We start from the raw sequence: 17,837 nt of genomic DNA on the forward strand, positions 1-17,837 counted from the left end.
TCCGGCAGTGCCGCGCGAGGCGTTGGACCGGATCGGTGGCGAATTCCGACCCGTCCGCATCTCGTGATGCGGGACACCACCTGAAGGTGTTGATCCGATATCCGACCGCTGTTTTGATCTTCGAATACGCCACGGGCGCCGTACGGGCGCCCCGGCGCATTGCACCGCGCACCAGAGCGCGCATCACAAGGGGGGATCCTTGAACCACTCCGGCGACTCCGGCTCCGGACACGTGCGTCATCTGCACACACTCGGCCCGCAGGGCACCAACTTAGAGGCCGCGTCCCACGAATGGCTGCGCCTGCGCGGCATCGACGACGGCACCGTCTCACTCCACACTTCCATCGAGTCCGCGCTCGAGGCCGTCCCCACGGACGGGAGCCACGCCCTGACCGCCTGTGCGGTCTATCCCGCCCTGCACACCCTGGTCTTCGGCAATCTGCACCGGCTGCGTATGGTCGACAGCTTTGTGATGCCGACGCACAACATGGTGCTCGCCTCCACCGGCACCACGCGTCCGCGCACGGTGGCATCGCACCCCGCGCCCAAGGGCCTGGTTCCGCAGGAGGCGGCCGTGCGGGAGGTGCTCAGCAACTCCCAGGCCGCCATCGACTGCGCCTCCGGCCAGGTGGAGGGGTGCATCACCACCATCGTGGCCGCCCAGGCCCATGGTCTGCGGGTGCTGCGGGACTTCGGGCCCGTACCCATGGTCTTCACCGTCCACCAGGTCATGGCCGCCGACAGGGCCGCCGTCGAAACGAAGGTGCTGGAGCCGGCTCTGTGAACGCTCACTCCCCCGCTCTCGTCGCCCCGGTCGGCACGGGCGTCCTGGCCGAGGCAGAGGAACTGCGCCGTACCCTCGTACCGCTGGTCGACCGCTTCCGCGCCCGGCAGGCCGACGACGGCACGATCGGCCGCCCGACGCCCGAGGACCGTGAACTGCTGCTGGCCGTGCGGGACGTGGCGTGCGACTGGTACGCGCGCCATGGGCTGGGGCACCAGGCCGACGCCCTGGCCGAGGACGTCGACGGCTGGCTCGCGGCAGGACTGGACACCGCGCCGCACTTCGCCCGCTCGCGGGACGCGCTCGAACCGCCCGCGGACGGCGAGACGGTCTTCTTTCTCGCCCCGCTGCAGAGCACCAACAGCGCCCCGCCCGTCGGCAGGCGACTGGAGTTCTTCTTCGCACTGCGCAAGGAGCCGGACGCCCTGCCCGCGCTGGCTGTCAATCACCCGCACCCCAAGAACAATTGCCAGTCGCTCGTCCTCGTCACCGGCAGCGCGGGCTTCGCCCAGGGCAACTGCATCGTCTTCTTCCCCGAGAACGTGGCCGCGCACGACAAGGTGCGCGAGCAGCGCTACGCCATGTTCTTCTACAACAAGTTCCGCAGGATCCACGAGACGTACGCCCTGCCGGGCGCCGCCGCCGTGCTGACCCCCGAATCCCTGCCGCGCTCCTCGACGGGCCTGGCCCCGGACGTCTGCTTCGAGGCGCGCGCCATCTGGGGCTATCTGCACGACTCGATGCACTACCAGGGTCTGTGGCCGTTCGACCAGCACATCTCCCTGAAGATGAACTGGTTCGTCGGTCTGCTCGAGGAGATCAAGGTCGACGCCCGGACCGTACTGACCTGTGTGGACGACGACATCCCGTATGCGCAGGAGCAGATCGACATGGTCCTGCTGGAACGTGTCTTCCGCTATCCGCAGGCGGACGACGCCACCCGCAACTTCGACTCCGGCACCGGGGTGTTCCTCTACTCCTGGCTGCGCGAGCACGGCGCGCTGACCGGTTCCCCGGCGGACGGCGGTCTGCTGCGTCTGGACCGCGCCGAAGCACTGGAGGCGCTGCGCGACTTCGTCACGACGGTGGAGAAGCTCGAGGCGGACGTCACCACCGACGACGAGTACCGGGCGGCGGCCCGGGCCCTGGTGCGCGGCCACCTGCCCGCCGGGGAGGACAAACAGCGTTACGCCTTCACCGGGGACCAGCGCACGTTGCTGCGTGCCAAGGGCGGCCTCGACCGGCTGCCGGCCCTGCGGTTCGGGCCTGCGGAATGGTGAGTGGGGACGGCCGGCCGCACGGAAGGGGCGGGGCGCTCGTCGTCCCCGCCCTGTCCGCGCTGATGGTGCTGCTGCTGGCCGCGGGGTGGCTGATGTCGGGCCGCCTGGTCAGCGGCGCTCCCCCGCTCGCGGTGGCCGCGGGACGTACGGCGGCGAGCTTCGCGACACTCGTCGCCATCGCGGCGCTGCGGCCCCGCAGCTGGGCCGACATACGCACGGGCAGCCGCCGCACCGGAGCCGTGGCGCTGCTGGCGTTCCTGGGCTTCTTCGCGTACTACACGGGAACGCTGCTGGGCATCGGCCGCATCGGGGCCTCACGCGTCGGCCTGATCGTCTCGCTGCTGCCCTGCCTCACCTTCCTGATCGGCATCGCCGCCTTCCGCGAACGGTCCACCGTCCGCAAGGGGATAGGCACCGCGCTCGCCGTGGCCGCGGCGATGGGCTATGCGGCGGCCGACGGACCGGCGGCTTCCGCCACCGGGGACGGCTTGCTGACGGGCGCGTTCCTCGCCCTGGCCGGCACATTCGCGTACGCCCTGTACGGGCATGTCTACCGGCGGCACATGGCCGATGTCTCACCGCTGGCCGCCCTTCCCGCGATCACGGGTGCGGGCACGGTCATGCTCGCGGCCGCCGCCTTCCTCTTCGTCCCGCTCGACGGGGTGTCCTGGGCCGACTGGGGCGGGATCGCACTGCTGGGCGCGGCCTTGACGGCACCGGTCTTCCTCATCTCGCACCAGCTCATCCTGCGCAAGGGGCCGCTGTTCACCTCGGCCCTGGCCCTCGTCGTGCCCTTCCTCGTGCGGCTGGGCGAGTGGGCACTGGGCTGGGCGAGCGCGCCTCGCCCCCTCTCCCTCGTGCTGATCTGCCTGTGCTCGGCCGGCGTGTGGCTCACCGTCGGCGGGAAGACCGCCCACCCCCCGGCTGCCCGGGCAGTCCCCGATGTGCGCGAACGGGATGCCGCACAACCCGTACGACACGAACAAGGAGCGCCGTGAACACTTCCGCACCCACTTCCGCACCCACTTCCGCACCCACCGTCGTCCTGGTCTACCAGCGCACCTCGCTGCCGTGGGTCTTCGAGAGCGCAGAGCGGGCCGGGATCGGGATCGTCCTCGTGCCGCGGCCCGACGAGACCACCGCCCCGGACCGGCTGCCGGCCGCGGTCACCGGCATCCTGCCGCTCGACATCGAGGGCGACCCCGAAGGCGCGCTCCGGGCACTGCGGCAGCGGCACCGCGAGAGCCCTTTCGACGGCATCGTCACGCTCTACGACCCGGCCGTGCCCTTCGTCGCCGAGGCCGCCCGCCTGCTCGGCCTGTCCGGCATCTCCCCCGCCACCGCGGCGGGCGTACAGGACAAGCGCGTCATGCGAGAGCGGCTGGCGGCGGCAGGGCTGCATGTGCCCCGCTTCGTGCGCCTCGACGGGCCCGGCGCCCACCCGGACACCGCACAGCTGACCTTCCCCGTGGTCGTCAAGCCGGCCCACGGCTACTCGAGCCTCGGCGTGACCCGGGCGGACAGTCCCGAACAGCTCGCGGCGGCCGTGGCGGAGGTGAGCGAGATCTGCCGCGGCAAGCTCGGACAGAGCCCGGCCCTGGTGATCGAGGAGTATCTGGACGGTCCGGAGTACGCCGTCGAGTCGCTCGCCCACCGGGGCGAGGTGACGGTGCTGTCCATCGGCTACAAGGGCGAGCCCAAGGGGCCCTATTTCGAGGAGACCGTCTACCGGGCACCCGCCTGTCTGCCGCCCGCGGTCGAGGAGGCCGTACGGCGCGAGGTGACGGCCGCCCACGCGGCGCTCGGCGTCACCGACGGTCCCACCCACACCGAGCTGCGTCTGCGCAGCGGCACCGAGCCGTATCTGCTGGAGATGGGCGCCCGCGTCGGCGGATCGGGCGTCTCGCACTACATCGCCTCGCATGTCACGGGCGTGGACCTGGCGGCCGAAGCGCTGCGCATCGCCGCGGGGCTCCCGCCCGCGTACACCGGCGCGGAGCCGGCCGTCGTCGGCGCGGCGGCCAACTACATCGTGCCGTGCGGCGGCCACGGCCGTATCACCGCGATCCACGGCCTGGACGAGGTGCGCGCCGATCCACGCGTCGACCACGTCGTGCAGATGCTCCACCCCGGTGATGTCGTACACCCCTACCCCGACTTCACCGGTTACCCCGCGTTCGTGCTGTCCCGGCACGCCCGCACCGAGGAGGCGGAGGAGTTCCACCGCCATCTGGAGCGGACCATTCGCATCGACTACGCGCAGGAGAACGACGTCCGATGACCCTCCTTCCCTTCGACGACCGCGACGGGGTCATCTGGCTGGACGGCGCGTTCGTCCCCTGGCGCGAGGCCCGTTTGCACGTGCTGTCGCACGGACTGCACTACGGCGGCGGCGTCTTCGAGGGCGAGCGTGTCTACGACGGGCGCGTCTTCCGTCTCACCGAGCACTCACGGCGCCTGGCCGCCTCGGCCCGCGAACTGGGCTTCGCACTCCCCTTCGGGACCGACGAACTGGACCGGGCGACCGTCGAGCTCGTCGGTCGTCTGGGCATCCGCGACGGCTACGTACGGCCGGTCGCCTGGCGGGGCAGCGAGCAGCTGAGCGTCTCCGGCGCGGGCACCTCGGTGCATGTGGCCGTCGCCGCCTGGGAGTGGCCGGACGTGTTCTCCTCCACGGCCCGGGAGCGCGGCATCAGCCTGGGCACGTCGCGCTGGCGGCGTCCGGCGCCGGACACCGCGCCCGTACGGGCCAAGGCCGCCTCGCTGTACAACATCTGCACGCTGGCACGCGACGAGGCCGAGGCGGCGGGCCACGACGACGCCCTGCTGCTGGACTCCCGCGGCTACCTGGCCGAGGCCACGGGCGCCAACCTCTTCCTGGTGTGCGGCGGCGCGCTGCACACGCCTGTGGCCGACGTCTTCCTCGACGGCATCACCCGGCAGACCGTCATCGACCTGGCACGCAAGGCGGACGTCGCGGTGCACGAGCGCCATATCAGCCCTGGGGAACTCGACCGGGCCGAGGAGGTGTTCCTCACCGGCACCGCCTACGAGGTCCAGCCCGTCCGCTCGATCGACGGCAGGGCGTACGGGATCGGCCCGGTGACCCGCTCCCTGGCCGATGCCTACGCACGGCTGGTCCGCGAGTGAGTGCGGTCCCGGCGCGCGGCCAAGACCGGTAGGTCCTGTCCGGGCGGTCTTCTCGGGCCCGGACAGGACCTGGTGCCGGCGCTGTGAGGCGTCGCGGCCCGGTCCGGCGTCAGGCCGTACGCCGCAGCAGGGCCAGATACATCGCGTCCGTGCCGTGCAGATGCGGCCACAGCTGTACGTCGGGGCCGTCGCCCAACGCGGGTACGCCCGCCATCAGCGGGCGGGCGTCGACCCACTCGGCTTCCACCGGGGCGCCGCCCCGGCCCTTGAGCACGTCCTCGACGACCACCCGGGTCTCGGCGAGGTGCGGCGAGCAGGTCGCATAGCCGACGACTCCGCCGACCCGGACCGCCGCGAACGCCTCGCGCAGCAGCGCGCGCTGAAGCGGGGCGAAGCCTTCGAGGTCCTCGGGGCGGCGGCGCCAGCGGGCCTCGGGGCGGCGCCGCAGGGCGCCGAGGCCCGAGCAGGGGACGTCGACCAGGACACGGTCGAAGGATCCCGGCCGCCACGGCGGGCGGGTGCCGTCCGCGGCGATGACCTGGTACGGGCCGGGGTTGCCGGCCAGCGCGCGCTCGACGAGGCGGGCACGGTGGGGCTGCTTCTCGGCGGCCAGCAGCGCCGCGCCGCGCTCGGCGGCGAGTGCGCCGAGCAGGGCCGCCTTGCCCCCGGGACCGGCACAACCGTCGAGCCAGCGCTCGTCCGGGCCGTCCAGCGGCGCGTTCGCCAGCGCCAGCGCGACGAGCTGGCTGCCCTCGTCCTGCACTCCGGCGCGCCCCTCGCGCACGGGGTCGAGCGCACCGGGCTCACCGCCCTCCGTGAGCCGTACGGCGTAGGGCGACCAGCGGCCCGGCAGGCCGGCCTCCTCACCGAGGATGCCCAGAAGCTCGTCCGTCGTCGCCCGTCCGGGGCGGGCGACGAGGGTGACCTCGGGCCGCTCGTTGTCGGCTTCCAGCAGGTCTTCGATCCCGGCGCGGCCGCCCCCGAGGGCGTCCCACAGCGCCGATACCACCCACCGCGGATGCGAGTGCACCACGGCCAGGTGGTCCTCGGCGTCCTCGTCGTACGGCGGGGCGACCCGCTCCAGCCACGCGTCCAGGTCGTGCTGCGAGATCTTCCGGAGCACCGCGTTGACGAACTTCGCCCGGCCATCCCCGAGCACCACCCGCGCCAGCTCCACGCTCGACGACACCGCCGCGTGGGTCGGGATCCGCGTGCCGAGCAACTGGTGGGCGCCGAGCGCGAGCACGTCGAGCACCGGCGGGTCGACCTCGCGCAGCGGGCGGTCCACACAGGCGGAGATGATCGCGTCGTAGGTGCCCTGGCGGCGCAGGGTCCCGTAGACGAGCTCGGTGGCCAGTGCCGCGTCCCGGTTGTCGAAGTCGCCGTTCTCCCGGGCCTTGCGCAGCAGCGGGGGGAGGACGAGGTTGGCGTAGGCGTCGCGCTCGTCGACGGCCCGCAGCGCGTCGAAGGCGAGGATCCGCACGGGGTCCTTCTTCGGGCGGCGGTACGGCTGATGGGGACGGCGACGGCTCTGCTCGCTCAAAAGGTGCTCCGCGTTTCGAAAGGGTCGAACCCCTTCAGCCTACGACTCCCGGGCCACGGGTCAGGCTCCGCCCGCCGCGCCCAGCCGCTCGCCGGCGACGATCCGTACCCCGCGCGCCCAGTCGGCGGCACGCATGGGCTTCTTGCCCTGGGGCTGCACCCACAGCAGCTCGACGGCGTGCGAACCGGTACCGGCGTACACGTTGTTCTTCCCCACCGCGAGCTCTCCGGGTGCCAGGTCGGTGCGGTCCGCGACCGGCCGTGCGTTGACCAGCTTGAGCCGCTCGCCGCGGAAGGCGGTCCAGGCACCCGGCGCCGGTGTGCAGCCGCGGACGACCCGGTCGACCCGGAGCGCCGGCGCCTGCCAGTCGACATGCGCGTCCTCGACGGTGATCTTCGGGGCGAGCGTGATGCCGTCCGCGGGCTGCGGCACGGCCTCCAGGGTGTCGTCCTCGATGCCGTCCATGGTGGCGACGAGCAGACCGGCCCCCGCGAAGGCCAGCCGGGTGAGCAGGTCGCCACTGGTGTCGGTGGGGCGTACGGTCTCGGTGATCACGCCGTAGACCGGTCCGGAGTCCAGTCCCTCCTCGATCTGGAAGGTGGACGCTCCGGTCATCTCGTCCCCGGCGAGGATGGCGTGCTGCACGGGTGCCGCGCCCCGCCAGGCGGGCAGCAGCGAGAAGTGCAGATTGACCCAGCCGCGGGCGGGAACGTCGAGCGCGACCCTGGGCAGCAGCGCGCCGTAGGCGACGACCGGGCAGCAGTCCGGCGCGATCTCACGCAGCCGCGCCAGGAACTCCTCGTCACGCGGCTTGGCGGGCTTGAGCACCTCGATCCCGGCCTCCTCCGCGCGCTGCGCGACGGGGCTGGCGACCAGGCGGCGGCCGCGGCCTGCGGGGGCGTCCGGGCGCGTGACGACCGCGGCGACCTCATGCCGGTCGGAGGCGATCAGCGCGTCCAGGGCGGGTACGGCGACCTCGGGGGTGCCTGCGAAGACAAGTTTCACTGGGGGTTACCTCGCTCTGTGTGCCGTGTGGACGCGACGCACCAGTCTATTTGGCCCCGCTGACGGGGGGCGCACGGCGGCCCGCGCGCCCTGCGCATATGCCCTCACTCTCCCGCACCGTGACCACAACGCAGGCTGGAGCGTTGGTCAAGAGAGATTGACCGATACGGGCCGCCCCAGAGACACGGCCCGACCCCTTTCACGCCGGTTCGAGAGGCTTGTTCATGGCCGACCACGCAACCCACGACGCCCAAGCCCGGGCCAGCCTGCATCTGTTGGTGCGGGACATCGAGCGGGTCCGCCGGCAGGTGGACGCACTGCGCACGCTCACGGCCCAGTTGGGCAATGTCTACCGTCCGCGTCGCTCCGGCCCGTCCACGGGCTTCGTCGTCTACGGCAGGGCCCCCGCGCCGACCGTGCGCCTCGCGCAGGAACTGCGGGACAGCGTCGAGACGTTGGTGACCGCGGCCGTGGACTTCGACCGTTCGCTGGGCTTCTCGTGGGACGCGGTCGGCTCCGCACTGGGCGTCACCAAGCAGGCCGTGCACCGCCGTTATGGTTCGCGGCGGGCGACGCAGGCGACCGCTGCGGCGAGCGCCGCGGCGGAGGCGGTGGCCGCACCGGCGGTGCCGGCCGCGCGCGCCATGCCGCCGCAGTCGGCGTCGGCGCATGCGCTGTGCGAGGAGGTCCGCCCGAGCGCACTCCCGGGCCCGCGCAACGGCTGACCTCCCGCCGGGCCGCCTGCCGTCTGTGGGCAGGGCGGCGCGAAAAGGCCGCGTCCGGGACACCGAAGCTCCCCCAGACTTCGTCCGGGGAGGTACGAGGACGGGCACACCGGGCGCCTCTCCTACCCAATGTCCGGCGGGTCGATCCTGACCCGCACCGGATCGCCCCCACCCCGCGCCAGCCTCGCCGCCTGCGCCTCCTTCAGGGCGGCCGCCAGTGCGGCGCCACTGCCCGGAGGCACCCTCAGAAGCACCCTCTCCCACTGCTCACCGAGCGGGGGGTCCGACGGCCGCCGCGGCCGCCCCGCCGGCACCGCAGGCAGCGGCACCGGCCCCAGCACCTCCGCGTCATCCGGCAGTGACGCCGCCGCCAGGAAAGCGGTCACCGCGTCCGCCCGCCCCGTCACGGACGCCATCCGGGACACCGGAGGAAATCCCAGCTCGGCACGCTCGGCCAGCTCGCGCTGTGCATGTCCCACCGGGTCCCAGCGCACCAGCGCCTGCACGGGCCGCAACGTGGGCTCGGCGACGACCACCACGGTGCCGCCGTCCTCCTGGCCGCGCACCAGTGAGGCCGCGCCCAGCCAGCGGCGCAGGGCCTCCTCACCCGACCTCAGATCGGGGCGGCCGAGCATCGCCCAGCCGTCGAGCAGCAGCGCGGCCGCGTACCCGCCTTCGGCGATCGGTTCCGCACCCGGGGTGCTGACGATCAGCGCGGGCCGGCCCGGCACCGTGTCCAGGACGTGGTCGCGCCCCGACGTCCGCACCGGCACCGCCGGAAACGCCCGCCCCAGCTCCTCCGCGGTGCGCCGGGCGCCGACCACCTGAGCTCGCAGCCGTGTGCTGCCGCATTCGGCGCAGTGGCGGCCCGCCGCGTCCCTGCCGCACCACCCGCACCGCAGTTCACGCTCCCCGGGCGCTTCCAGAGGCCCGGCACAGTGCGCGCACCGCGCGGGCGCCCGGCACCGCTCACAGGCCAGCTTCGGCACATAGCCCCTGCGGGGGACCTGCACCAGCACCGGCCCGCTGCCCAGCCCGTCGCGGACCGTCTGCCAGGCCAGCGTGGGCAGTCGCGCCGCCCGTGCCGCCTCGTCCCGGGCGAGCTCTCCGTCACCCACGGTCCGTACCAGTGGCGCAGCTCTTCGCACCTCGCCGCGGTCGGCGGCCAGCGGCTGAGCCCAGCCGCTCTCGACGAGCTGGGCGGCCTCGACGGTGCAGCTCGTCGACCCGAGCAGAAAGGCGCATCTGTCGTGCGCGGCCCGCAGCAGCAGCACCTCCCGTGCATGGGGCAGCGGGGCGTGCTGTTCGCTGTGGCTGGCGTCCCCGTCGTCCCACAGGGCGACCAGGCCGAGATCCCGTACCGGGGCGAACATCGCGCCACGGGTGCCGATCACCGCCCGCACCGATCCCCGGCGCACCGCGAGCCATTGCCGGTAGCGGCGCTCGGGCCCTGCCTCCGCCGTCAGCACCGCGTGCCGTCCCTCGCCGATGAGCGCGGTCAGCGCGGCGTCGACCCGTGCGACGGCCCTTCCGTCCGGCAGGACGACCAGCGCGCCCCGGCCGGACGCCAGAGTGGCCGCGACGGCCCCGGCCAGTTCCACCGGCCAGTGCGGCCCGGGCAGCGCATTCCATACGGCCCGCGGTGCGCCGCCGCGTGCGAGTGCCTCGAGAAACCCGGGGCCCCGCCCGTATCGCTCCCAGGTCCCCGGGGCGGGCGGGCTCGGCGGCGGCAGCGGCTCGGGCGAAGGCTTCGCCTCGGCCCGGGCGCTGCGCGGTGGCACCGCGAGTTGCAGTACGTCGGCGAGGCTTCCCGCGTACCGGTCGGCCACCGCACGGGCCAGCGCGAGGAGCCCGGGACTCAGCACCGGTTCGGGCGAGACGACATCGGCGAGCGCGGCCAGCGGTCCCGCGTAGTCCGACGCGGCCCGGCGTTCGACGATGAACCCGTCGGTCAGCCGGCCCCCCTCACGACGCCCCTCGCGCACCTGGTGCGCCCCGGCTCCGAACCGGACGCGCACCCGTACTCCGGGCTGAGCCGCGGCGGCCAGCTCCTCGGGCACGGCGTAGTCGAAGAACTGGTCGAGATGCAGCACGCCCTTGTTGACCACGACCCTGGCCACCGGCAGCTCCGTGGCCAGCGCCGCTCCGCGCCAGGTGCGCGGTTTGGCCCGCGGGGCCTTGGCCTTGCGTACGGTCTCGCGTATGAGCGCAAGCTGCTCCGGCGGGCCGTCGCCCGTCCGTCCGGAACTTCCGTCGTCGCTGCTCACAGCCCCATTCCTACCAGACAGGACCGACAGTGACGGCTGTGCTGAAGGGCGCCCGAGATCAGGGGCGGCGACGGTGTGCACTCTGCCTTGGACCACTCGGCCACACCGGTCGACGACCGGCGGCGGGATTCGAACCCGCGAGGGGATTACCCGAAGTAACCGTCACCTTCGCACCGGGCGCCGGCGCGCAGGGACTCCCGAGATCACGTCGGCGGCGGAATCGTGGTTCCTTCACCGCGGGGCTCCCGCCCCGCTCCAGAAGTATCCGTCACCTGCGCACCGGGAGGCCGTCAGCGTAGCGAGGAGCGGCAGCCGAGTGCCACGGAATTCACCAGGCGCCGCGGCGGCCGCGCACGCCACCGCACGATGCGGACAGCACACCGAGAGCCGCGCCACGGAACGCGAATGCCCCGGACGGCATCCGTCCGGGGCATTCGCGCGATGCCTTCCGGGGTTACAGCCCCGCAGCCGCGCGCAGCGCGTCCACGCGGTCCGTGCGCTCCCAGGTGAAGTCCGGGAGCTCGCGGCCGAAGTGACCGTACGCCGCGGTCTGCGCGTAGATCGGGCGGAGCAGGTCGAGGTCGCGGATGATCGCGGCCGGGCGGAGGTCGAAGACCTCCGCGATGGCGTTCTCGATCTTGTCGGTGTCGACCGTGGCGGTGCCGAAGGTCTCCACGAAGAGGCCGACCGGCTCGGCCTTGCCGATCGCGTAGGCGACCTGGACCTCGCAGCGCGCGGCGAGACCGGCGGCCACCACGTTCTTGGCGACCCAGCGCATGGCGTAGGCGGCCGAGCGGTCCACCTTGGACGGGTCCTTGCCGGAGAAGGCACCGCCGCCGTGGCGGGCCATGCCGCCGTAGGTGTCGATGATGATCTTGCGACCGGTGAGACCGGCGTCGCCCATCGGGCCACCGATCTCGAAGCGGCCGGTCGGGTTCACCAGGAGGCGGTAGCCGTCGGTGTCCAGCTTGATGCCGTCCTCGACGAGCTCCTTGAGCACGTGCTCGACGACGAACTCGCGGATGTCGGGCGAGAGCAGCGACTCCAGGTCGATGTCGGAGGCGTGCTGCGACGAGACCACGACGGTGTCGAGCCGGACGGCCTTGTCGCCGTCGTACTCGATGGTGACCTGGGTCTTGCCGTCGGGGCGCAGGTAGGGGATGGTCCCGTTCTTGCGGACCTCGGACAGACGCCGGGAGAGCCGGTGCGCGAGGTAGATCGGCAGCGGCATCAGCTCGGGCGTCTCGTCACAGGCATAGCCGAACATCAGGCCCTGGTCGCCGGCGCCCTGCTTGTCGAGCTCGTCCGCCTTGTCCTTCTGGGAGGCACCCTCGACACGGGACTCGTACGCCGTGTCGACACCCTGCGCGATGTCGGGCGACTGGGCGCCGATGGAGACCGAGACACCGCAGGAGGCGCCGTCGAAGCCCTTCTTCGAGGAGTCGTAACCGATCTCGAGGATCTTGTTGCGCACCAGGGTGGGGATGTCGGCGTAGGCCTTCGTGGTCACCTCGCCGGCCACGTGCACCAGGCCGGTGGTGATCAGCGTCTCGACGGCGACGCGGGAGGCGGGGTCCTCCTGGAGCAGCGCGTCGAGGATGGTGTCGCTGATCTGGTCAGCGATCTTGTCGGGGTGGCCTTCGGTGACGGACTCCGAAGTGAACAGGCGACGGGACACAACGCTCCCTGGGGTTGCAGCGGCTGCTGGCTGATCATTGGTGGACGGGCAGGGGGCTGCGCCCCGCGTCGTTCCGAGGACAGTTTATCGGGAGCAGTCGGCGATTGGACCACGTGTCTCGCCTCACGGGAGTCGATCAGCCACAGAAAGTGCGCGCAGTAGCACGTGAGGCCGTCCGTTACACACGACCGGAGCACTCCATTCCGCCGTCTGCCACGGCGACGGAGCGGATATGCGGCATTCGTCCAGGATCCTCTCCGGCACAGCCGGTCAAGCCGATTGCGGTGTGCGTCACACTCGGCGCGTCGTGGCGCGCCCCGGTTCGACCCGGTACGCCACGCGGGCGGGGGTGAACCGCTCTCCCGGCCCGGCCGCGGACCGGACCCGGCTCAGGACAGGCGCGGGACCACCAGATCCCACACCGTGTCCGCGAGGGCCTCCTTGGGCCCGTGCGGTACGGCCGTCTCGCCGCCGTCCGACGCCAGGACCACGGCTTCGTTCTCCTCGGAGCCGAAGGTCTTGCGCTCCCCCACCTCATTGACGACGAGCAGGTCACAGCCCTTTCGGCGGAGCTTGTCGCGGCCGTTGGCCAGCACGTCGTCGGTCTCGGCGGCGAAGCCCACGACCACCTGGCCCGGGCGGGGACGGTCGGCCGAGATCTCGGCGAGGATGTCCGGATTACGCACCAGGGCGACCGGTGCGGGCTCCTGGCCGTCCTTCTTCTTGATCTTGCCTTCCGCGTAGGCCGCCGGGCGGAAGTCGGCGACCGCGGCGGCCATCACCACCACATCGGCCTGAAAGGCCGCCTTGACGACCGCCTCGCGCAGCTGCAAGGCCGTGCCGACATGGACCACGTCCACGCCCGCCGGGTCCGGGAAGCCGGTGTTGGCCTCGATCAGGGTCACCCTGGCACCTCGGGCCGCCGCCGTACGCGCCAGGGCGTATCCCTGCTTGCCGGAGGAGCGGTTGCCCAGGTAGCGCACGGGGTCGAGGGGCTCGCGGGTGCCGCCCGCGCTGATGACGACATGGCGGCCGGCGAGGTCGGGGGCGAGGGCGCCGCGCCCCTGGCCGTGCCGCCTCAGGACATGGCGGCAGACCTCGAAGATCTCGCCCGGCTCGGGCAGCCGGCCCTTGCCGGTGTCCACACCGGTGAGGCGGCCGACTGCGGGCTCGATGACCACGGCGCCGCGGCGCCGCAGCGTCGCCACGTTCTCCTGGGTCGCCGGGTGCTCCCACATCTCGGTGTGCATCGCCGGGGCGAAGACGACGGGACAGCGGGCGGTGAGCAGGGTGTTGGTCAGCAGGTCGTCCGCGAGGCCGTGGGCGGCCTTGGCGAGCAGGTCCGCGGTGGCGGGCGCGACGACGACGAGGTCGGCGTTCTGCCCGATCCGCACATGCGGGACCTCGTGGACGTCCGACCAGACCTCGGTGGACACGGGGTGCCCGGAAAGCGCCGACCAGGTGGGAGCGCCGACGAAGTTCAGGGCCGAAGCGGTGGGCACGACCCTCACGTCATGCCCGGACTCGGTCAGCCGGCGCAGCAGCTCACACGCCTTGTACGCGGCGATTCCGCCGCTCACTCCCAGAACGACCTTCGGCTTGTCCACTGCGTTCCCGCTCCCCACGGACGGCGATCACCGTCGCTGCTGACGGCACTCGACTGCGACGACACACATCAGGCTGACACACCACAGGCCCGGCGGACGCTCCCCTTCGCTTGGCGGTGGGAAGTGCCCGGCCCGGGCCTGGGACGTAACGAAAAGTGCGCCTACTGCACCGGGCCCTCGATGGCCTCGGAGGTCAGCAGACCCGCGTTGATCTCGCGCAGGGCGATCGAGAGCGGCTTCTCGTGGACGTGGGTGTCCACGAGCGGACCGACGTACTCGAGCAGGCCCTCGCCGAGCTGCGAGTAGTACGCGTTGATCTGACGAGCGCGCTTGGCCGCGTAGATCACGAGGCTGTACTTCGAGTCGGTGGCCTCGAGCAGCTCGTCGATCGGCGGGTTGATGATGCCCTCGGGCGCGGTGATGGAAGAGGACACGCTCTAGCCTTCCGAAGAAACTTCAGGGAAATCAAACAAAGATCAAACGACTTCCATCAAGGCTAGCAGCTCACGAGCCACGTCCTCGACGGAGGTATTGACCAGGGTGGTGTCGAATTCGGACTCGGCGGCCAGCTCCACCTTGGCGGCATCGAGACGGCGCTCGATGACATCGGGAGCCTCGGTGCCCCGGCCGGTGAGCCGGCGCACCAGCTCGTCCCAGCTCGGTGGGGCCAGGAAGACCAGCTGCGAGTCCGGCATCGAGTCCTTCACCTGGCGGGCGCCCTGAAGATCGATCTCCAGCAGCACCGGCTCGCCGGACTCGAGGCGCTCCTGGACGGCCTTGCGCGGGGTGCCATAGCGATTGCCCGCGAATTCCGCCCATTCCAGCAGCTCACCGTTGGCGATCAGCTTGTCGAACTCGTCGTCGGTGACGAAGTAGTACTGAACGCCGTGACGCTCGCCGGGGCGCGGCTTCCGGGTGGTGGCCGACACCGAGAGCCAGACCTCGGGGTGGACCTTGCGCATATGGGCGACGACCGTGCTCTTGCCGACCCCGGAGGGGCCGGAGAGCACGGTCAGCCGCGGACGTACCTCTGCTGCCATGCAGCGATTATCCAGGTTCTCGGGGGTGCCCGGGAACGTCAGGCGGCGCCGCCGCCGAACTCGCGCTCGAGAGAGGCGATCTGGTTGGAGCCGAGACCCCGGACGCGACGGCTCTCGGAGATGCCGAGCCGCTCCATGATCTGCTTGGCGCGGACCTTGCCGACGCCGGGGAGGGACTCGAGCAGGGCGGAGACCTTCATCTTGCCGATGACGTCGTTCTCCTGGCCCTGCTTGATGACCTCGTGGAGAGAGGCGCCGGAGTGCTTGAGTCGATTCTTGACCTCGGCCCGCTCCCGGCGAGCCGCGGCGGCCTTTTCGAGCGCGGCTGCGCGCTGTTCAGGGGTAAGGGGCGGAAGAGCCACGCCTACGTCACCTCGGATGTCGAACTGTCGGATACGGACCGGTGAGGAACCTATTGGCCCCACACCAGGCGAGCAACGAGCAACGCAGTCGCCGCGTTGCATCACTGACTCTCGACGGAGACTAGCGGCCTGAACCGCTCCCGTCAGCGAGAACAGCGGAAAAGTCCTGGTCAGCATCGGCCGACCAGGACATTCCAGACATATCAACCCGGTTTCTGTCAAGAAACCGTCAGTGAAACGTGCAGGTGGCGCCGATACGGAGGGCGAGACCGGGGGCGGGGCAGGCGCACCCGGCATGATCCGGACGCGCGAGACCGGGGCAGGTGCACTCCTGCCCGGCAAGATCCAGACGAAGGGCGCGAGGTCCTGTCCGGGCGGACAGGACCTCCTACTGGGCCCCGGCGACGGCTGCCCGTACCTCGTCCGTGAAGCGGGCGGCCGATTCCCGCAGCGCGGCGGCGTCCGGACCGTTCCGCAGGATTCCACGGCTCACACTCGGGACGACGTTGCGGACCTGGGTGCCGAAGACGGCCGGCAGATCGGCCGGGGTGGCACCCTGGGCACCGATCCCCGGGGCGAGCAGCGGGCCGTTGATGTCGAGATCGGCACCGGCCTGCCCGAGCGTGGCTCCGACGACCGCGCCGACGGACCCCATCGGCCGGGCGCCCGCGTTCTCGTCGGCCATGTGGTTCAGCATCAGCTGGGCCAGCGAGACGCCTCCCGCCGCCGTCGCCCGCTGGACCTCGGCGCCCTCCGGATTGGACGTGAGGGCCAGCACGAACACTCCCGCGCCGCTCTCCCGCGCCAGGTCGAGCGCCGGACGCAGCGAGCCGAAGCCGAGGTACGGCGAGACCGTCACGGCGTCGGAGAACAGCGGTGAGTCCTTGCGCAGATAGGTCTCGGCGTACGCGGCCATCGTCGATCCGATGTCACCGCGCTTGGCGTCCATCAGCACCAGGGCGCCCGCGGCACGGGCCTCCTCGACGGCCTTCTCCAGGACGGCGACGCCGCGGGAGCCGAAGCGCTCGAAGAACGCCGACTGCGGCTTCAGTACCGCGACCCGGTCGGCGAGCGCCTCGACGACGGTGCGGGTGAACCGCTCAAGACCGGCCACGTCGTCGTTCAGGCCCCAAGCGGTGAGCAGGGAGGCGTGCGGGTCGATGCCGACGCACAGCGGGCCGCGGGTGTCCATGGCACGGCGCAGCCGGGCGCCGAAGGCTTCCTGGGGGCTCATGCGGTCGTTGCCTTTCGGGTCTCGGCGCCGACGGCCTCGGCGAGGGTGGCGTACGGGCTTGCGGCCAGGCGGGCGGCCAGGCCCTTGTGGATCGCGCGGGCGTAGAACGGGCCCTCGTAGATGAAGGCGCTGTACCCCTGGACGAGCGTGGCACCGGCCAGGATGCGCTGCCAGGCGTCCTCGGCGTTCTCGATGCCCCCGACGCCGACGAGGGTGATCCGGTCGCCCACACGGGCGTACAGGCGGCGCAGGACCGCCAGGGAGCGCTCCTTGACGGGGGCGCCGGACAGCCCGCCGGTCTCCTTCACCAACTGGGGGCCGGATTTCAGGCCGAGGCCGTCGCGGGCGATGGTGGTGTTGGTGGCGATGATGCCGTCGAGACCGAGTTCGACCGCGAGGTCGGCGACGGCGTCGACGTCCTCGTCGGCCAGATCCGGGGCGATCTTGACCAGCAGCGGCACCCGGCGGCCGGTGACGGTGCGGTCGGCGGCCTCGCGGACGGCGGTGAGGAGGGGGCGCAGGGACTCGGTGGCCTGGAGGTTGCGCAGGCCGGGGGTGTTGGGCGAGCTGACGTTGACGACGAGGTAGTCGGCGTGGGCGGCCAGCCGCTCGGTCGAGGTCACATAGTCGGCGACGGCCTCCGCCTCGGGCACGACCTTGGTCTTGCCGATGTTGACGCCGACCACGGTCCTGAAGACCGCGCGACGGGCCGCGAGGCGGGCGGCGACCGCGGCCGAGCCCTCGTTGTTGAAGCCCATGCGGTTGATCAGCGCACGGTCGGGGACCAGCCGGAAGAGGCGCTTCCTGGGGTTCCCGGGCTGCGGCTGCGCGGTGACCGTGCCGATCTCGACATGGTCGAAGCCGAGCATGCTCATGCCGTCGATGGCGATGGCGTTCTTGTCGAAGCCGGCGGCGAGACCGAACGGGCCGTGCATACGCAGGCCCAGGGCCTCGGTGCGCAGCTCCTTGTAGCGGGGCGCCAGCGCGGCGGCGACGAAGGTCCGCAGGACGGGGACGCGGGCCGCGATGCGGATCCAGCGGACCGCCATGTGGTGGGCGTCCTCCGGGTCCATCCGCTTGAAGACCAGGTGGAAGAAGAATTCGTACATCTCAGTGGTGTCCTGTGTGTCCGCACGAAGACATGCGTCTTCATGAAGAGGGG

At 71.9% G+C, this 17,837-nt stretch carries 16 protein-coding genes; 6 read left to right on the top strand and 10 right to left on the bottom strand.

Annotated elements, in window-relative coordinates:
* The first annotated feature begins 199 nt into the window (after positions 1-199).
* The 5 genes from ACTWOL_RS06045 to ACTWOL_RS06065 are packed head-to-tail and all read left to right on the top strand — an operon-like array spanning position 200 to position 5,214.
* Positions 200-784, top strand: a complete 585-nt coding sequence (locus ACTWOL_RS06045) for a type 2 periplasmic-binding domain-containing protein (RefSeq protein WP_474295091.1) — start codon at positions 200-202, stop codon at positions 782-784.
* Positions 781-2,064, top strand: coding sequence for a DUF6421 family protein (locus ACTWOL_RS06050; RefSeq protein WP_474295093.1), 1,284 nt, complete (start codon positions 781-783; stop codon positions 2,062-2,064). Before ACTWOL_RS06045 ends, ACTWOL_RS06050 begins: the two co-directional genes overlap by 4 nt.
* Positions 2,058-3,062 (top strand): DMT family transporter, encoded by a 1,005-nt coding sequence (locus tag ACTWOL_RS06055; protein WP_474295095.1) that lies wholly within the window; start codon positions 2,058-2,060, stop codon positions 3,060-3,062. Before ACTWOL_RS06050 ends, ACTWOL_RS06055 begins: the two co-directional genes overlap by 7 nt.
* Positions 3,059-4,345, top strand: a complete 1,287-nt coding sequence (locus ACTWOL_RS06060) for an ATP-grasp domain-containing protein (protein WP_474295097.1) — start codon at positions 3,059-3,061, stop codon at positions 4,343-4,345. The genes ACTWOL_RS06055 and ACTWOL_RS06060 overlap by 4 nt, the downstream gene beginning before the upstream one ends.
* Positions 4,342-5,214 (top strand): branched-chain amino acid aminotransferase, encoded by an 873-nt coding sequence (locus ACTWOL_RS06065; RefSeq protein ID WP_474295100.1) that lies wholly within the window; start codon positions 4,342-4,344, stop codon positions 5,212-5,214. The genes ACTWOL_RS06060 and ACTWOL_RS06065 overlap by 4 nt, the downstream gene beginning before the upstream one ends.
* Before the next feature lie 109 nt (positions 5,215-5,323).
* Here ACTWOL_RS06065 and ACTWOL_RS06070 read toward each other — a convergent pair whose 3' ends face one another.
* Together ACTWOL_RS06070 and fmt are read right to left on the bottom strand one after the other, a co-directional pair.
* Positions 5,324-6,757, bottom strand: a complete 1,434-nt coding sequence (locus ACTWOL_RS06070; RefSeq protein ID WP_474295102.1) for an RsmB/NOP family class I SAM-dependent RNA methyltransferase — start codon at positions 6,755-6,757, stop codon at positions 5,324-5,326.
* Between the two features lie 60 nt (positions 6,758-6,817).
* Positions 6,818-7,762 carry a methionyl-tRNA formyltransferase gene (fmt, locus tag ACTWOL_RS06075; RefSeq protein ID WP_474295104.1) on the bottom strand — a complete coding sequence of 315 codons (945 nt, stop codon included), beginning with the start codon at positions 7,760-7,762 and terminating at the stop codon, positions 6,818-6,820.
* Positions 7,763-7,986: 224 nt separating this feature from the next.
* On the opposite strand from fmt, the gene ACTWOL_RS06080 reads away from it, so the two are divergent.
* Positions 7,987-8,487, top strand: a complete 501-nt coding sequence (locus ACTWOL_RS06080) for a hypothetical protein (protein ID WP_474295106.1) — start codon at positions 7,987-7,989, stop codon at positions 8,485-8,487.
* Positions 8,488-8,609: 122 nt separating this feature from the next.
* On the opposite strand, the gene ACTWOL_RS06085 is transcribed toward ACTWOL_RS06080, so the two are convergent.
* The 8 genes from ACTWOL_RS06085 to ACTWOL_RS06120 all read right to left on the bottom strand — a co-directional run bounded on the left by ACTWOL_RS06085 (position 8,610) and on the right by ACTWOL_RS06120 (position 17,784).
* A complete protein-coding gene (locus tag ACTWOL_RS06085; protein WP_474295108.1) occupies positions 8,610-10,754 on the bottom strand; it encodes a primosomal protein N' in 2,145 nt (714 codons plus the stop codon).
* Positions 10,755-11,208: 454 nt separating this feature from the next.
* Complete coding sequence (gene metK / locus ACTWOL_RS06090; protein WP_474295111.1) at positions 11,209-12,432, bottom strand: methionine adenosyltransferase; 1,224 nt, start codon at positions 12,430-12,432, stop codon at positions 11,209-11,211.
* 389 nt (positions 12,433-12,821) lie between these two features.
* Positions 12,822-14,039 (bottom strand): bifunctional phosphopantothenoylcysteine decarboxylase/phosphopantothenate--cysteine ligase CoaBC, encoded by a 1,218-nt coding sequence (coaBC, locus tag ACTWOL_RS06095; RefSeq protein ID WP_474295113.1) that lies wholly within the window; start codon positions 14,037-14,039, stop codon positions 12,822-12,824.
* 161 nt (positions 14,040-14,200) lie between these two features.
* A complete protein-coding gene (rpoZ, locus tag ACTWOL_RS06100) occupies positions 14,201-14,473 on the bottom strand; it encodes a DNA-directed RNA polymerase subunit omega (protein ID WP_030810584.1) in 273 nt (90 codons plus the stop codon).
* Between the two features lie 42 nt (positions 14,474-14,515).
* Positions 14,516-15,079: a guanylate kinase gene (gene gmk / locus ACTWOL_RS06105; RefSeq protein ID WP_474295116.1), complete on the bottom strand. Its 564-nt coding sequence runs from the start codon at positions 15,077-15,079 to the stop codon at positions 14,516-14,518.
* Positions 15,080-15,117: 38 nt separating this feature from the next.
* Positions 15,118-15,441, bottom strand: coding sequence for an integration host factor (locus ACTWOL_RS06110; RefSeq protein ID WP_005319887.1), 324 nt, complete (start codon positions 15,439-15,441; stop codon positions 15,118-15,120).
* 388 nt (positions 15,442-15,829) lie between these two features.
* The gene (gene pyrF / locus ACTWOL_RS06115; RefSeq protein ID WP_474295118.1) at positions 15,830-16,675 is read right to left on the bottom strand and encodes an orotidine-5'-phosphate decarboxylase; all 846 of its coding nucleotides are present in this window, start codon (positions 16,673-16,675) and stop codon (positions 15,830-15,832) included.
* On the bottom strand, positions 16,672-17,784 hold the full coding sequence (locus ACTWOL_RS06120) for a quinone-dependent dihydroorotate dehydrogenase (protein ID WP_474295120.1): 1,113 nt from the start codon (positions 17,782-17,784) through the stop codon (positions 16,672-16,674). Before ACTWOL_RS06120 ends, pyrF begins: the two co-directional genes overlap by 4 nt.
* Between the last annotated feature and the right edge of the window lie 53 nt (positions 17,785-17,837).

This window comes from Micromonospora sp. IBHARD003 (assembly GCF_056106285.1).

Coding starts and splice junctions, on each gene's coding strand:
- ACTWOL_RS06055 (WP_474295095.1), top strand. CDS start 2,058: ATGGTGAGTGGGGACGGCCGGCCGCACGGAAGGGGCGGGGCGCTCGTC.
- ACTWOL_RS06065 (WP_474295100.1), top strand. CDS start 4,342: ATGACCCTCCTTCCCTTCGACGACCGCGACGGGGTCATCTGGCTGGAC.
- ACTWOL_RS06080 (WP_474295106.1), top strand. CDS start 7,987: ATGGCCGACCACGCAACCCACGACGCCCAAGCCCGGGCCAGCCTGCAT.
- gmk (WP_474295116.1), bottom strand. CDS start 15,079: ATGGCAGCAGAGGTACGTCCGCGGCTGACCGTGCTCTCCGGCCCCTCC.
- pyrF (WP_474295118.1), bottom strand. CDS start 16,675: ATGAGCCCCCAGGAAGCCTTCGGCGCCCGGCTGCGCCGTGCCATGGAC.
- ACTWOL_RS06120 (WP_474295120.1), bottom strand. CDS start 17,784: ATGTACGAATTCTTCTTCCACCTGGTCTTCAAGCGGATGGACCCGGAG.